The sequence below is a fragment of the Kitasatospora sp. CM 4170 genome (genome assembly GCF_032110285.1).
In the GTDB taxonomy this organism is placed as follows: domain Bacteria; phylum Actinomycetota; class Actinomycetes; order Streptomycetales; family Streptomycetaceae; genus Kitasatospora; species Kitasatospora aburaviensis.
Genome location: NZ_CP134877.1, coordinates 6,479,128 through 6,494,410, shown reverse-complemented (window position 1 = coordinate 6,494,410; position 15,283 = coordinate 6,479,128). Strand labels below are relative to the sequence as shown.

The window sequence follows — 15,283 nt, the reverse complement described above, 5'->3', positions numbered from 1 at the left end:
AGAGTGGGCGCACTCGGTTCATTTCAAAGGATGAGAGAGAAGGAAGCACGCCGCGGAGCCGCCCCCGCGCCGCCCACCCTAGCGAGCCCGCCCGGCGCGCGCCGAACGAATTTCCGCCGGGGCGCTCCCGCCCTCTTCCTACCGGCCAGTAGCTTCGCTACAGTGTCGGCACGCACCAGCGCCGGGCTTCGGGAGCCGCACCGGCGGGGTCGCCGGTCGGCGCGCGTCGCGCGCGGGGCCGGCGGTGCGTCTTTCACCGGTCGGTGCCGCGGATCGCGGCGGGCCGGGTTCTCTCCTCGTATCAGAGCCGCTTCCTTCACCTTGAGCGCCTGAGTACCACGGCACACCCGCAGCACGCCGGAGCGGACCGGCGGCTGCGCAGGTGGCCGCACCCGTCATCTCCCCAGCCCCGCGCGCGGACCCTCCTGCGGCGGCGCGTCCGCCGCGGCGCGCGCGGGCACCCTTGACAAGGAGTCAGGACAATGGAGCGTCCCTTCCCCACGGTCGCCGTGGTCGGCCTCGGCACGATGGGTGCCGGAGTCGCGGTGGCGGTCGCGAAGAGCGGCCGCCGGGTGATCGGCATCGAGGCCGGCGAGGACTCCGCCGCCCGGGCGCTGGCCCGGATCGAGGAGGCGACCGCGCACGCGGTGGCCCGCGAGCGCCTCACCGCCGAGGAGCGCGGCGAGCTGCTCGCCCGGATCTCGGTCGGCCACGCGCTGGAGGCCGCCGCCGACGCGGACCTGGTGATCGAGGAGGTCCCCGAGCAGCTGGAGCTGAAGCGGGAGCTCTTCGCCGAGCTGGACCGGATCTGCCCGCCCGAGACGGTGCTGGCCACCGGCACCACCGCGCTGTCGGTGACCCGGATCGCCGCCGCCACCGCCCGCCCGGAGCGGGTGCTCGGCCTGCACTTCTTCAACCCGGTGCACACCATGAAGCTGGTCGAGGTGGTCCGCACCGTGCTGACCGGCCCCCAGGTGGCCGAGGACGCCGCGGCGTTCGCCCGGGACCTCGGCAAGGAGCCGGTGGCCGCCGGCGACCGGGCCGGCTTCGTGGTGAACGGCCTGCTCTTCGCCTACCTGAACCAGGCCGCCGCGATGTACGAGTCGCGCTACGCCACCCGGGAGGACATCGACGCCGCGATGCGGCTCGGCTGCGGCCTGCCGATGGGCCCGCTCGCGCTGCTCGACCTGATCGGCGTGGACACCGCCCGGACCGTCCTGGAGGCGATGTACGAGCAGTCGAAGGACCGGCTGCACGCCCCCGCGCCGATCCTCGGCCAGCTGGTCGCCGCCGGCCTGCTGGGCCGCAAGTCCGGCCGCGGCTTCTACACCTACGAGGCCCCCGGCTCGTCCCGGATGATCGACGCCGCCAGCGGGCCGGCCCGGCCGAAGGGGCCGGGCCGGGAGGTGAACCGGATCGGCGTCTGCGGCTCGGGCACCATGGCCACCGGCATCGTCGAGGTGTTCGCCAAGGCCGGCCACCCGGTGGTGCTGGCCGCCCGCAGCCAGGAGAAGGCGGAGAAGGCCAAGGCGCAGCTGGCGAAGTCGCTGGAGCGCTCGGTGAGCCGGGGCCGGCTGACCGAGGAGCAGCGGGACGCGGCGCTGGCCCTGGTCACGCCGGCCGGGCAGTACGCCGACCTGGCCGACGTCGACCTGGTGGTCGAGGCGGTCGCCGAGGACCTGGCGGTCAAGCGCGAGCTGTTCGCCGCCCTGGACAAGATCGTCAAGCCGGGTGCGGTGCTCGCCACCACCACCTCCTCGCTGCCGGTGATCAGCTGCGCGACCGCGACCTCGCGGCCGCAGGACGTGATCGGCATGCACTTCTTCAACCCGGCCCCGGCGATGAAGCTGGTCGAGGTGGTCTCCACCGTGCTGACCGCGCCGGACGTCACCGCGACCGTGCTGGAGCTGACCGCGAAGGTGCGCAAGCACCCGGTGGAGTGCGGCGACCGGGCCGGGTTCATCGTCAACGCGCTGCTGTTCCCCTACCTGAACGACGCGGTGCGGATGCTGCAGGAGCACTACGCGACGGTGGACGACATCGACACCGCGATGAAGCTCGGCTGCGGCTACCCGATGGGCCCGTTCGAGCTGCTGGACGTGGTCGGCCTGGACGTCTCGCTGACCATCGAGCAGGTGCTGCACCAGGAGTTCCGCGAGCCGGGCCTGGCGGCCGCGCCGCTGCTGGAGCACCTGGTGGCGGCCGGCTGCCTCGGCCGGAAGACCGGCCGCGGCTTCCGCGACCACGCGCGCCGATGACCACGCCTTCGCCGGGGTCGCCCGCCCCGGGCGGCCGGTCCGCCCCGGGCGCGGTGCCGTACGGACCGCCGAGGCCCGCCTGGGGCCCGGGGGCGGCGGCCGCCAGGTGGCCGAGACCGGCCGTGACCGGCCCGGTCGCGCCGGTGCGCCGGGGAAGGCCCGCGGTACCGGCGCCGGGGACGTGTAGCGTTCCGGGCATGGATCGGGTTCAGTCAGCCACCCCGCAGCACTCCGCCGTACCGCGCGGCGCCGACCGGTCGGCCGGGCCCGGCCCCTCGGACGGGGGCCCGGGCAGCCGCCGGGCGGCCGCGCAGCGCCAGCAGATGCGCCAGGACCTGGCCACCGCCGCGATGGAGCTGTTCGCCTCGCAGGGCTACGAGGAGACCACGGTCGACCAGATCGCCGCGGCCGCCGGGGTGGCCCGGCGGACCTTCTTCCGGTACTTCCGGTCGAAGGAGGAGGCGATCTTCCCGGACCACGACGACACCCTGGTCCGGGTGGCCGACCTGCTGGCCAGCGCGGAGCCCGAGGAGCACCCGCTCGACGTGGTCTGCCGGGGCATCAAGGAGGTGCTGCGGATGTACGCCTCCACCCCGGCCGTCTCGGTCGCCCGGTACCAGCTGATCCGCCAGGTGCCGGCGCTGCGCGAGCGGGAGATCGCCGTCGTCGCCCGGTACGAGCGGCTGTTCACCCGGTACCTGCTGGGGCGGTTCGACACCGCCGAGGAGATCCCGCCGGGCTGGCAGCGCGGCGGCGAGGACGACTCGATGCTGGCCGAGGTGTCGGCGGCGGCGGTCGTCGCGGCCCACAACCACGTGCTGCGGCGCTGGCTTCGGGCCGGCGGCCGGGGGGACGTGGAGGCGCAGCTGGACCACTCCTTCGAGGTGATCCGGCGGACCTTCTGGGCCTCCGCCGAGCCGGGTGCCCGCCGGCGCGGAGCCCTGGTGGCACCCGGTGCCAATGTGACGGGGTGGGAGGACGGTGCCGCAAGCGCACTGAGTGCCAGCCCCGGAGGTGAGGTCCTCATCACAGTGGCCCGCACCGACGCCCCGCTGGACGTGGTGGTGGACAGCATCAGGGCCGCACTGAGCGGCGCCAAGCAGGCCTGACCGGCGGTGTTTTCGCAGGTCGGAGCAGTTTCGAGGGCCCGTGCCGGAGTACCGGCACGGGCCCTTTCCGCGCTCGCCGGCGGCCGCGCCGAGCCGGCTCCGATTCCCCGGAATTGATGACACCCGGTGTCTTTACGAGTGGCACAGGGTGCCACTACGTTGTTACCCACCAGTCGCGGCGCCGCGGCTCCCCACCTCGGCGCGCCGTCGTCCGGCGCTCCCACACCCCGGGAGCTGTGCTCGTCACACCTGGCCCACCAGCCACCCGTCCACCACCCATCTCAGCGAAGCCGGTGTCCGCTCCCGGCTCCCCCAGACGCCCTGTGCCCCTCACACAGGTACGCCTTCGGAGGCAGCCATGCAGGAAATCCTCGACGCGATCCTCAGCAACGACGCCACGTCGGAGGACTACGCAGCCGTCAAGCTCCCCGAGTCCTACCGGGCGGTCACGCTCCACAAGGACGAGGAGCAGATGTTCGCCGGCCTCGACAGCCGCGACAAGGACCCGCGCAAGTCCCTTCACCTCGACGAGGTGGCCCTGCCCGAGCTGGGGCCGGGCGAGGCCCTGGTCGCCGTCATGGCGAGCTCCGTCAACTACAACACCGTGTGGAGCTCGATCTTCGAGCCGGTCTCCACCTTCGGCTTCCTGGAGCGCTACGGCCGGCTGTCCCCGCTCACCAAGCGCCACGACCTGCCGTACCACATCCTCGGCTCGGACCTCGCGGGCGTCGTGCTGCGCACCGGTGCCGGCGTCAACGCCTGGAAGCCGGGCGACGAGGTCGTCGCGCACTGCCTCTCCGTCGAGCTGGAGTCCCCGGACGGCCACAACGACACGATGATGGACCCGGAGCAGCGCATCTGGGGCTTCGAGACCAACTTCGGCGGCCTGGCCCAGCTCGCGCTGGTGAAGACCAACCAGCTGCTGCCCAAGCCGAAGCACCTCACCTGGGAGGAGGCCGCCTCCCCCGGCCTGGTCAACTCCACCGCCTACCGCCAGCTGGTCTCGCAGAACGGCGCGGGCATGAAGCAGGGCGACAACGTGCTGATCTGGGGCGCCAGCGGCGGCCTCGGCTCGTACGCCACCCAGTACGCGCTGGCCGGCGGCGCCACCCCGATCTGCGTGGTCTCCAACGAGGCCAAGGCCGAGATCTGCCGCGCCATGGGCGCCGAGGCGATCATCGACCGCTCCGCCGAGGGCTACAAGTTCTGGAAGGACGAGCACACCCAGGACCCGCGCGAGTGGAAGCGCCTGGGCTCGAAGATCCGCGAGTTCACCGGCGGCGAGGACGTCGACATCGTCTTCGAGCACCCGGGCCGCGAGACCTTCGGCGCCTCGGTCTACGTCACCCGCAAGGGCGGCACCATCGTCACCTGCGCCTCCACCTCCGGCTACATGCACCAGTACGACAACCGCTACCTGTGGATGTCGCTCAAGCGCATCGTCGGCTCGCACTTCGCCAACTACCGCGAGGCGTTCGAGGCCAACCGCCTGGTCGCCAAGGGCAAGATCCACCCGACCCTGTCGAAGGTCTACTCCCTGGAGGAGACCGGCCAGGCCGCCCTCGACGTGCACCACAACAAGCACCAGGGCAAGGTCGGCGTGCTCTGCCTGGCGCCGCAGGAGGGCCTGGGCGTGCGCAACGAGGAGCTCCGCGCCAAGCACATCGACGGCATCAACCGCTTCAGGAACGTGTGATGGCCGAACAGAAGCGTGACCGCCCCTGGCTGATGCGCACCTACGCCGGGCACTCCACGGCGAAGGACTCCAACGCGCTCTACCGGCGGAACCTCGCCAAGGGCCAGACCGGTCTCTCCGTCGCCTTCGACCTGCCGACCCAGACCGGCTACGAGTCCGACCACATCCTCGCCCGCGGCGAGGTCGGCCGGGTCGGCGTGCCGGTGGGCCACGTCGGCGACATGCGCGCCCTGTTCGACGGCATCCCGCTCGAACAGACCAACACCTCGATGACGATCAACGCCACCGCCATGTGGCTGCTGGCGCTCTATCAGGTGGTCGCCGAGGAGCAGGGCGCCGACATCGCCAAGCTCACCGGCACCACCCAGAACGACATCGTCAAGGAGTACCTCTCGCGCGGGACGCACGTCTTCCCGCCCGGGCCGTCGGTGCGCCTGATCACCGACATGATCGCCTACACGGTCGGCAACATCCCCAAGTGGAACCCGATCAACATCTGCAGCTACCACCTCCAGGAGGCCGGGGCCACCCCGGTCCAGGAGATCGCCTACGCGATGTGCACCGCCATCTCGGTGCTCGACGCGGTGCGCGACTCCGGCCAGGTGCCGGCCGAGCGGATGGGCGAGGTGGTCGCCCGCATCTCCTTCTTCGTCAACGCCGGCGTGCGGTTCGTCGAGGAGATGTGCAAGATGCGCGCCTTCGCCCAGCTGTGGGAGAAGGTCACGCTGGAGCGGTACGGCATCCAGGACCCGAAGCAGCGCCGGTTCCGCTACGGCGTCCAGGTCAACTCGCTGGGCCTGACCGAGGCGCAGCCGGAGAACAACGTCCAGCGGATCGTGCTGGAGATGCTCGCCGTCACCCTCTCCAAGGACGCCCGCGCCCGCGCCGTCCAGCTGCCCGCCTGGAACGAGGCGCTCGGCCTGCCCCGCCCGTGGGACCAGCAGTGGTCGCTGCGGATCCAGCAGGTGCTCGCCTACGAGTCGGACCTGCTGGAGTACGGGGACATCTTCAACGGCTCCGAGGTGATCGAGGCCAAGACCGCCGAGCTGCTGGCCGGCGCCGAGGCCGAGATCGCCAAGGTGCTGGAGATGGGCGGGGTGATTCCGGCCGTCGAGTCCGGCTACCTCAAGTCCAACCTGGTCGCCTCGCACGCCGCCCGCCGGGCCCGGATCGAGTCCGGCGAGGACAAGATCGTCGGCGTCAACTGCTTCGACACCACCGAGGAGAGCCCGCTCACGGCCGACCTCGACACCGCGATCATGGTGGTCGACCCGGCCTCCGAGCAGTCCGTGCTGAGCGCGCTGGAGGCCTGGCGCGAGCAGCGCGACGAGGCCGCCGCCCAGCGGGCGCTGGCCGAGCTCAAGGAGGTCGCCGCCACCGAAGCCAACCTGATGGCCGCGACGCTCGCCTGCGCCCGTGCCGGGGTCACCACCGGCGAGTGGGCCTTCGCCCTGCGCGAGGTCTTCGGCGAGTACCGCGCGCCCACCGGCGTCGGCGGCGCCCCGGTCGCGGTCGCGGCCGAGCCGGGCGGCGAACTGGCCGCGGTCCGCGCCGCGGTGGCCGCCACCGCCGAGGAGCTGGGCAGCGGCAAGCTGCGCCTGCTGGTCGGCAAGCCCGGCCTGGACGGGCACTCCAACGGCGCCGAGCAGATCGCCGTCCGGGCCCGTGACGCCGGGTTCGAGGTGGTCTACCAGGGCATCCGGCTCACCCCCGAGCAGATCGTCTCCGCCGCCGTCGCGGAGGACGTGCACTGCGTCGGCCTGTCGATCCTCTCCGGCGCCCACTCCGAACTGGTTCCCGACGTTCTGCAGCGGCTGCGGCGGGCCGGGGTGGAGGATGTCCCGGTGATCGTGGGTGGCATCATCCCGGCAGCGGACGGCGAGGCCCTCAGGGCCGCCGGCGTCGCCGCCGTGTTCACCCCGAAGGACTTCGGCATCACGACCATCATCGGCCGGATCGTGGACGAGATCCGGCTGGCCAACAAGCTCCAGCCCTGGTCGCCCGCACCCGCGACCGCCAGCTGACCACTGGAAGGACCGAACCACCCTCATGACCTCCGTCAACCGCCTGCGCCCCCGCCGCTCCTGCCTCGCCGTACCGGGCTCCAACCCGCGCTTCCTGGAGAAGGCCCAGGGCCTCCCGGCCGACCAGGTCTTCCTCGACCTGGAGGACGCCTGCGCCCCCCTGGTCAAGGAGAGCGCCCGGCACCACATCGTCGACGCCCTGAACAACGGCGACTGGGGCAAGAAGACCAAGGTCGTCCGGGTCAACGACTGGACCACCCACTGGACGTACCGCGACGTGATCACGGTCGTCGAGGGCGCCGGCCCGAACCTCGACTGCATCATGCTGCCGAAGGTGCAGGACGCCGAGCAGGTGAAGGCGCTGGACCTGCTGCTCACCCAGATCGAGAAGACCATGGGCTTCGAGGTCGGCCGGATCGGCATCGAGGCGCAGATCGAGAACGCCAAGGGCCTGATCAACGTCGACGCCATCGCGACGGCCTCGCCCCGGCTGGAGACCATCATCTTCGGCCCGGCCGACTTCATGGCCTCGATCAACATGAAGTCCCTGGTGGTCGGCGAGCAGCCGCCCGGCTACCCGGCCGACGCCTACCACTACATCCTGATGCGCATCCTGATGGCCGCCCGCGCCAACGACCTGCAGGCGATCGACGGCCCCTACCTGCAGATCCGCAACCAGGAGGGTTACCGCGAGGTGGCCGGCCGCTCCGCCGCCCTCGGCTTCGACGGCAAGTGGGTGCTGCACCCGGACCAGGTCGCCGCCGCGAACGAGCTCTTCTCGCCCGCGCAGGAGGACTACGACCACGCCGAGCTGATCCTCGACGCCTACGACTGGTGCACCTCCGAGGCCGGCGGCTTCAAGGGCTCGGCGATGCTCGGCGACGAGATGATCGACGAGGCCAGCCGCAAGATGGCCCTGGTCATCGCCGGCAAGGGCCGCGCCGCCGGCATGGAGCGCACCTCCAAGTTCGAGCCCCCGCAGGCCTGAGCTGCTTTCCGGGCTCGGCTCGCCTCCGGGCGCTCCTGACCCGGTGCCGACGTTCCTCGCTCCGGCACTCTCCCTCCTCGCCCGCCTACGGGCAGGAGGGGCCCACCGCTCGCTTGTCGCTCGTCGCTTTCGGCACCGGCGCGCCCTTCGGCTCGCTCGCATCTCATCTAAGGACACTCATGCAGTTCGGACGCACCTACGAAGAGTTCGAGGTCGGCGCGGTCTACAAGCACTGGCCCGGCAAGACGGTCACCGAGTACGACGACCACCTCTTCTGCCTGCTCACCATGAACCACCACCCGCTCCACATGGACACCAACTATGCGGAGAAGACGACGGACTTCGGCAAGAACGTCGTCGTCGGCAACTACATCTACTCGCTGCTGCTCGGCATGTCCGTCCCGGACGTCTCGGGCAAGGCGATCGCCAACCTGGAGATCGAGTCGCTGCGGCACGTCGCGCCGACCTTCCACGGCGACACCATCTACGGCGAGACCACGGTGCTCGACAAGTGGCCGTCCAAGTCCAAGGACGACCGCGGCATCGTCTACGTCGAGACCAAGGGGTACAAGCAGGACGGCACGGTCGTCTGCATCTTCCGCCGCAAGGTGATGGTGCCGACCGAGACCTACATCAAGGAGCGCGGCGGCGAGCAGCCGGGCCGCCCGACCCCCCTGTCCTGACCCCACCGACCCCGGAGGGGTAGGCCGCCGTCATCGGCCGATCCCCCACCCGGTACGGGGGCCCTGCTGCCGCAGCCACGCCGGCAGGGCCCCCGGCATTCCCCCCCCCCCGCTCTTCTCTCCTCCCCCCACCCTCATTCCCCTTCGCCACAGGAGCCGCACGATGGGACGCCTCGCACAGACCGACGGCCTCACCGAGATCCAGCGGGACATCCTCGCCACCGTGCGGGATTTCGTCGACAAGGAGATCATCCCGGTCGCGACCGAGCTGGAGCACAAGGACGAGTACCCGACCGCCATCGTCGAGGGGATGAAGCAGCTCGGCCTGTTCGGCCTGACCATCCCCGAGGAGTACGGCGGCCTGGGCGAGTCGCTGCTCACCTACGCCCTGGTGGTGGAGGAGATCGCGCGCGGCTGGATGTCGGTCTCCGGCATCGTCAACACCCACTTCATCGTGGCGCACATGATCAACGCCCACGGCACCCAGGAGCAGAAGGACTACTTCCTGCCGAAGATGGCCGCCGGCGAGATCCGCGGCGCCTTCTCGATGTCCGAGCCCGCCCTCGGCTCCGACGTCGCGGCGATCAGCACCAAGGGCGTCAAGGACGGGGACTTCTACGTCCTCAACGGCCAGAAGATGTGGCTGACCAACGGCGGCACCTCCACCCTCGTCGCGGTGCTCTGCAAGACCGACGAGGGCGGCAACACGCCGTACCGGAACATGACCACCTTCCTGATCGAGAAGGAGGCCGGTTTCGGCCCGAACCCGAAGGTTCCGGGCCTGACCGTCCCCGGCAAGATCGAGAAGATGGGCTACAAGGGCGTCGACACCACCGAGCTGGTGCTGCAGGACGTCCGCATCCCGGCCGACCGCATCCTCGGCGGCGTCCCGGGCAAGGGCTTCTACCAGATGATGGACGGCGTCGAGGTCGGCCGCGTCAACGTCGCCGCCCGCGGCTGCGGCGTCGCCCGCCGCGCCTTCGAGCTGGGCATCTCCTACGCCCAGCAGCGCTCCACCTTCGGCAAGAAGATCGCCGAGCACCAGGCGATCCAGTTCAAGCTCGCCGAGATGGCCACCAAGGTCGAGGCCGCCCACCAGATGATGGTGATGGCCGCCCGGAAGAAGGACAGCGGCGAGCGCAACGACCTCGAGGCCGGCATGGCGAAGTACCTCGCCTCCGAGTACTGCAAGGAGGTCGTCGAGGACGCCTTCCGCATCCACGGCGGCTACGGCTTCTCCAAGGAGTACGAGATCGAGCGCCTCTACCGGGAGGCCCCGATGCTGCTGATCGGTGAAGGTACTGCGGAGATCCAGAAGATGATCGTCGGACGCCGGCTGCTGGAGGAGTACCGCATCGCGGAGTGATCCAGGTGGTCCGCCGGCGCCGCGCGGTGACGCGCGGCGCCGGCGCACCGACGGCCCGTGACGGCCGGTCGACGGGCGTGCGGGCCCGTCCCGGCAGCGGCCGTGCCACCTCGGCCCCGGCCTGGTCCGCCTGGGGTCCGGCACGGCTCCCGAAGCGGCCGCAGGGCGTACTGCTGCTGTCACACGCCCTGGCGGCCGCTTCGGCGCACCCGCGGGCCGGATCCGACCCGCCGGCGGCGCGCCGACGGGTTCAGTCGGCGCGCCCGTTGAGACAAGTGTCACCAGCCGTGTCGGGAGCCTTGGGAACCGGACCGGGGCGAGCTACGGTCGTATACCAAGGAGGCGCAACGGCGCCTCGCGCAGGACACATGAACGAGCAGGCGGGTTGCCCACCCACCGTGTGCTCCCGATAGCATCCACCGGGACAGCAGCCGTCCCTCTCGTACCCGATCCCCGCGGTGGCCCCCGTCCAGCGGCCATGATCCCCCGCGACTAAGGTCTTCGATGCCCATCAGCCCGTCCCCTCACACCTCCGTCACGGACCGCGATGCCCTCGCCGCCCCGACGGCCGGTCGGCGACCCCGCGTGACCATCGCGCGCGGAGCCACCCCCTGGTTCGTCCCCACCCTCGCCACGGCCGCCGTGACCACCGCCCTCACCCGGCGCAGCGGCAAGTGGGCCCTGGCGGCGGTTCCGGCCTGCGCGCTCGGCGCGGGCATGCTGTGGTTCTTCCGCGACCCCGAGCGTGAGATCGGCACGGGCCGGGTGATCTCCCCCGCCGACGGCGTGGTGCAGAGCATCGACGCCTGGCCGGACGGCCGCACCCGGGTGGCGATCTTCATGAGCCCGCTCAACGTGCACGTCAACCGCGCGCCGCTGCCCGGCACCGTGACGTCCGTGGAGCACGTCGCGGGCGGCTTCGTGCCCGCGTTCAACAAGGACAGCGACCAGAACGAGCGGGTCGTCTGGCACTTCGACACCGAGCTCGGCGACATCGAGATGGTCCAGATCGCGGGGGCCGTGGCCCGCCGGATCGTGCCGTACGTGGACGCCGGAACCAAGGTCGAGCAGGGCGACCGGATCGGCCTGATCCGGTTCGGCTCCCGGGTCGACACCTACCTGCCGGCCGGCGTCGAGGTCGGCGTCGAGGTCGGCCAGAAGACCACAGCCGGGGTGACACGCCTTGACCGTGACTGATCCTGAGACGATCGTCGGCCTGGACGACGAGGAGACGGCCCTGCGCCGCCGCCGCTGGGCCCGTGACCGCGAGCTCCGCGCGCCGCGCTCGCCGCAGCACCTGTCCACCGCCGACTTCCTGACCCTGGGGAACGCCGTCTGCGGCTTCCTGGCGATCTACTCGATCACCACCGGGGTGCTGGTCCCGCACATCACCAACCCGGACGCCGCTCCGGACAAGCACAGCGCCGCCACCGCGGTGACGCTGCTGCTGATCGGCTCGATGTGCGACCTCTTCGACGGGCTGGTGGCGCGCAAGCTCCGCTCCTCCGCCCTCGGGGCCGAGCTCGACAACCTGGCCGACCTGATCAGCTTCGGCATCGCGCCGGCCTACTTCGTCGCGGTCTGGGGCATGGTCTCGCCGGGCTCCAACAGCCGGCTCTCGGCGCTGATCGCGCTGACGGTGCTGCTCGCGGTGGTCCTGCGGCTCGCCCGCTTCTCCGCCGTGAAGATGCGGCCCGGGGTGTTCCAGGGCATGCCCTGCCCGATGGGCGCGATGACGGTGATCGCCATCGTGCTGCTCGACCCGCCGTTCCTGCCCGGTCTGCTCGCCATCTTCGGCGCCGCGTACCTGATGGTGAGCCGGATCGAGTACCCGAAGCCGCAGGGACTGCTGGCCACCGCGACGCTCTGCTGGATCGTGCTCTCCATCGGCTGCCTGGCGGCCTGGGCGACCGGCGCTCCCGGCGGCGACAACCTGCTGCACATCGGCGCCTACGCGCAGATCACGCTGGCCGCGATGGCCCCGCTGCTGGTCATCCGGCGCAAGGTCGGTCAGAAGGTCGGGGACGTGCGGGCGCGCCGCGCGGAGTCCCGGATCGGCTGAGCCGGCCGCACGGCCGCAGTACGACGAAGGGCCCGGATCCGATGGATCCGGGCCCTTTCGCATGCCCTGGGGCCCGCTGCGGCCCCGTGGCCCCGCCGTGCCGCGCGGAGGCGACCGGACGCGGGGCCGGCGTCGCTCAGGCGCCGCCGAGGTGCACGCTGAACGCCGAGCGGCGGGCGGCGCGCGCCACGCCCGGGTCCGGGTGGACGCCGGAGACGGCGGTCAGCACCGAGGCGGCCCGGGGGTGGCCGGACTGCCGGGCGCGGGCGAAGAGCCGCACCGGGTCGCCGGCCGAGGCGCCCTCGACGTGGCCCACCAGCAGCTCGGTCTCACCGTGGTCCAGGACGGCCGCGGCGGTGTCCACCCAGAGCCAGGCGGCGTCCTCCGCGCCCAGCACGTCGGCCGGGGAGACCCCCTCGTCCGACTGCTCGGCCAGCCAGAGCAGCGCGTACGGGCGCAGCGCCGGCTCGTCCACGGCGGCCCGGACGGCCTGCTCGGCGGTCGGGCCGGCCACCCGCAGCGCCTCGAAGGCGAGGCCGCGGACCAGCGCGTCGTCGCCCTGCGCGGCGTCCAGCAGCTCGGCCACCGCCCGGTCGGCCGGGCGGGCGGCCACCCAGGCGCGGAACTCGGCGCGGGCCGGGCCCGGCGAGTAGTCGGCGCAGGCGTTCAGGAGTTCGAGGGCGCTCTGCTCGATGTGCCCGGCGGCGGTCTGGGCGACCGTGCAGATCTCCTCCAGCTTGGCCCGCACCGCCCAGTGCCCGAGCGGGGAGAGCTCGGCGGCGTCGTCCTTGCGGACCACCGCGCCGACGGCGGCCAGGCCGTCCAGCATCCAGTCCAGGACGGCGGCGACGTCGCCGGGCGCGGCCGGGGTGTCGATCTGCGGCTCGCGGCAGGTGCCGCGGACCGCCGAGACCGCGGAGGCGGCGTGCGGGACGGGCGACAGCGACAGCGCGGCGGTCCCGCCGGCCACCCGGCGCTCGTCCAGGCCGCGGCGCAGCAGCTCCAGCAACTCGCTGTCGGCGACCGGACCGGCCACCAGGTGCAGGAAGGAGAGCAGCTGCGGCGCCTGGTCGACGGCCTGCCCGGCGAGCACCGCGAAGACGCCGCGCAGGGCGGCCGGCGGCACCGGGGCGAGCAGCGTCCAGGCGTCGAACAGCGCCGACCAGCCGCGGACCACGGCCTCGTCGTCGTGCTCCCAGGCGTGCAGGCGCCAGCCGGGGGCGGCGCCGCCGTCCCGGGCCTCCACCAGACCGACCAGGAGCGCCTGGCCCCAGGCCTTGGCGGCGGCGCCGACCGTCATGGCCAGGGCGCGGCCGGCGGCGCGGGCGTCGTCCGGGAGCAGCTCGCCGCGCTTGTCGACCTCGGAGAGCTCGCCCGCCCAGCGGGCGATGCGGACGGCGTCGACCAGCATCCGGCGGGCCAGCGGGGCGAGCTCGGCGGGGGCGGGGAAGCCTTCGGGCACCGGGACCCGGCCGCGGCCCGGTGCGGGTGCGGGCCCTCGCCTGCGGGGTACGCCGGGGCCGCCCGGCCTGGCGCCGGCGGGGCGGTGGGCCGTGCCGGGCAGACGGGTCACCGTCGCACCGGAACCGATCGTCGGCGGGAGCGGGGCATCACGGTCGCGCGGGTTCCGAGACGTCACGTCGAGCAGTCTTCCCCTTGTACCGGCCATCTGTCACATCCGGTTCGCCTCCGGTACCGGCGGGCGGGGGCAAGGGGTCCACAAGATCGGGCAACAGGCCCCAAACCGCCTGGCCGAAACTGTGTGACGTGGCCACGCCAGCGAGGCGTCCGGGGTGTGACCGGGGAGGTGGGAGGGGGAGGGAGGCCCTCCCGCGGCGTCAGAGCAGCGGGGTGAGCCAGCGGCGCAGCAGCTCCTCGTAGGCGTCCGGGTCGGCGTTCCAGAGCGCCGCGTGCCCGCCGTCCGGCACCGCCTGGAGGCTGACCACGTCGGGGCGCAGGGCCGCCAGGCGGGCGGCGGCCTTCCAGGGGGCGATCCGGTCGTCCGGGCTCTGCAGGACGAGGGTCGGCGCCCGCAGGTCGGTGCCGTCCGCGATCCGGGCGAAGCCGGCCAGGTCGACGCCGGTGCGGCCCTCGGCGGCCAGCGCGCCGAGGTCGGCGGCGGCGCCGCGGAAGCCGGCCCGGGCGGCGCCCCGGCGCGCCGAGGCGGGCAGGTCGAGGACCGGCGAGTCCAGCACCAGGCCGGCGATCGACGAGGCCCAGGCCGACCGGGCGGCCACCTGGAGGACGATGGTGGCGCCGACCGACCATCCGTAGAGGACGACCCGGGCGGCGCCGTTGTCCAGCGCGAGCCGGACGGCCGCCTCGACGTCCCGCCACTCGGTCTCGCCGAAGTGGCCGAGGCCGTCCGGGGAGGCGGGCGCGCCCTCGTCGCCGCGGTAGGTCACGGCGAGGGCCGGCAGGGCGAGCCGGTCCAGGACCGGCAGCACCGGGAGGACCTGCTGCCGGTCCGCGTCCGGGCTGTGCACCAGGACGACCCAGGTGCCGCGCTTGCCGTCCAGGTACCAGGCCGGAAGGGCGCCCAGCTCGCCCTCGGCGGCGGTCTCGCCGTACGCCAGGCCGAGCGCCCCGACCGGGTCGCCCAGGTGCACCCGCGGGGTGAAGCGGACCTCGGTGCCCGCCGTCAGCGTGCCCCGGTCGGCCCGGACCAGGCGGCGGGTGACGCCCCGCTCGTCCCGGTACAGGATCTCGTCGACGACCGCGTGCCCGCCGCCGGCCCACTCGACGCCCCAGCGGCCGGGCCGGGCGCTCTCGGGGCCCGGGGTGAAGGTGACCCGGCCGGCTCCGAGGGCCTGCACCAGGACGGGGCCGGTGGGCGCCTCCCGGGCGGCGGTCGGACGGACCATCCGCTCCGACGCCCGGCGGCCGATCACGAGCACGGCGACCCCGGTTCCGACGGCGGCGGCCGCCACGACGGCCGCGGTTCCCCAACGCATATCGCTCCCCGCTCTGTCGGTCGCGGACTGGGCACTCTGTGCGCACCAGTCCACTCGCGGGGGCGGCGGCCGGCCACCGGACACGGCCGTCCGGGTCACACCGGGGCGGCGAGCGGCCCGGGCAGGGCGGGTCGGCCGGCAGC

11 protein-coding genes are annotated in these 15,283 nt (G+C 72.9%); 9 read left to right on the top strand and 2 right to left on the bottom strand.

Annotation, left to right across the window (positions count from 1 at the left end; translation table 11 throughout):
- Positions 1-482: 482 nt before the first annotated feature.
- The 9 genes from RMN57_RS27680 to RMN57_RS27640 all read left to right on the top strand — a co-directional run bounded on the left by RMN57_RS27680 (position 483) and on the right by RMN57_RS27640 (position 12,186).
- Complete coding sequence (locus tag RMN57_RS27680) at positions 483-2,258, top strand: 3-hydroxybutyryl-CoA dehydrogenase (protein WP_313766005.1); 1,776 nt, start codon at positions 483-485, stop codon at positions 2,256-2,258.
- 197 nt (positions 2,259-2,455) lie between these two features.
- Complete coding sequence (locus RMN57_RS27675) at positions 2,456-3,367, top strand: TetR family transcriptional regulator (RefSeq protein WP_313766004.1); 912 nt, start codon at positions 2,456-2,458, stop codon at positions 3,365-3,367.
- 358 nt (positions 3,368-3,725) lie between these two features.
- A complete protein-coding gene (gene ccrA, locus RMN57_RS27670; protein WP_313766003.1) occupies positions 3,726-5,063 on the top strand; it encodes a crotonyl-CoA carboxylase/reductase in 1,338 nt (445 codons plus the stop codon).
- Positions 5,063-7,087 (top strand): protein meaA, encoded by a 2,025-nt coding sequence (locus tag RMN57_RS27665; protein ID WP_313766002.1) that lies wholly within the window; start codon positions 5,063-5,065, stop codon positions 7,085-7,087. Before ccrA ends, RMN57_RS27665 begins: the two co-directional genes overlap by 1 nt.
- A 25-nt stretch (positions 7,088-7,112) precedes the next feature.
- Positions 7,113-8,075 (top strand): CoA ester lyase, encoded by a 963-nt coding sequence (locus RMN57_RS27660; RefSeq protein ID WP_238863185.1) that lies wholly within the window; start codon positions 7,113-7,115, stop codon positions 8,073-8,075.
- 179 nt (positions 8,076-8,254) lie between these two features.
- Complete coding sequence (locus RMN57_RS27655; protein WP_045704019.1) at positions 8,255-8,758, top strand: MaoC family dehydratase; 504 nt, start codon at positions 8,255-8,257, stop codon at positions 8,756-8,758.
- A gap of 163 nt (positions 8,759-8,921) precedes the next feature.
- Complete coding sequence (locus RMN57_RS27650; protein WP_313766001.1) at positions 8,922-10,124, top strand: acyl-CoA dehydrogenase family protein; 1,203 nt, start codon at positions 8,922-8,924, stop codon at positions 10,122-10,124.
- A gap of 504 nt (positions 10,125-10,628) precedes the next feature.
- On the top strand, positions 10,629-11,321 hold the full coding sequence (locus tag RMN57_RS27645) for a phosphatidylserine decarboxylase (RefSeq protein ID WP_049655656.1): 693 nt from the start codon (positions 10,629-10,631) through the stop codon (positions 11,319-11,321).
- Positions 11,308-12,186 carry a phosphatidylcholine/phosphatidylserine synthase gene (locus RMN57_RS27640; RefSeq protein ID WP_374209180.1) on the top strand — a complete coding sequence of 293 codons (879 nt, stop codon included), beginning with the start codon at positions 11,308-11,310 and terminating at the stop codon, positions 12,184-12,186. The genes RMN57_RS27645 and RMN57_RS27640 overlap by 14 nt, the downstream gene beginning before the upstream one ends.
- 136 nt (positions 12,187-12,322) lie before the next feature.
- Here the strand turns inward: RMN57_RS27640 and RMN57_RS27635 are convergent, their stop codons facing one another.
- A complete protein-coding gene (locus RMN57_RS27635; protein ID WP_313766000.1) occupies positions 12,323-13,648 on the bottom strand; it encodes a hypothetical protein in 1,326 nt (441 codons plus the stop codon).
- Between the two features lie 376 nt (positions 13,649-14,024).
- Positions 14,025-15,140, bottom strand: coding sequence for an alpha/beta hydrolase (locus RMN57_RS27630; protein ID WP_313765999.1), 1,116 nt, complete (start codon positions 15,138-15,140; stop codon positions 14,025-14,027).
- Between the last annotated feature and the right edge of the window lie 143 nt (positions 15,141-15,283).

Coding starts and splice junctions, on each gene's coding strand:
- RMN57_RS27680 (WP_313766005.1), top strand. CDS start 483: ATGGAGCGTCCCTTCCCCACGGTCGCCGTGGTCGGCCTCGGCACGATG.
- RMN57_RS27660 (WP_238863185.1), top strand. CDS start 7,113: ATGACCTCCGTCAACCGCCTGCGCCCCCGCCGCTCCTGCCTCGCCGTA.
- RMN57_RS27645 (WP_049655656.1), top strand. CDS start 10,629: ATGCCCATCAGCCCGTCCCCTCACACCTCCGTCACGGACCGCGATGCC.
- RMN57_RS27665 (WP_313766002.1), top strand. CDS start 5,063: ATGGCCGAACAGAAGCGTGACCGCCCCTGGCTGATGCGCACCTACGCC.
- RMN57_RS27655 (WP_045704019.1), top strand. CDS start 8,255: ATGCAGTTCGGACGCACCTACGAAGAGTTCGAGGTCGGCGCGGTCTAC.
- ccrA (WP_313766003.1), top strand. CDS start 3,726: ATGCAGGAAATCCTCGACGCGATCCTCAGCAACGACGCCACGTCGGAG.
- RMN57_RS27675 (WP_313766004.1), top strand. CDS start 2,456: ATGGATCGGGTTCAGTCAGCCACCCCGCAGCACTCCGCCGTACCGCGC.
- RMN57_RS27650 (WP_313766001.1), top strand. CDS start 8,922: ATGGGACGCCTCGCACAGACCGACGGCCTCACCGAGATCCAGCGGGAC.
- RMN57_RS27630 (WP_313765999.1), bottom strand. CDS start 15,140: ATGCGTTGGGGAACCGCGGCCGTCGTGGCGGCCGCCGCCGTCGGAACC.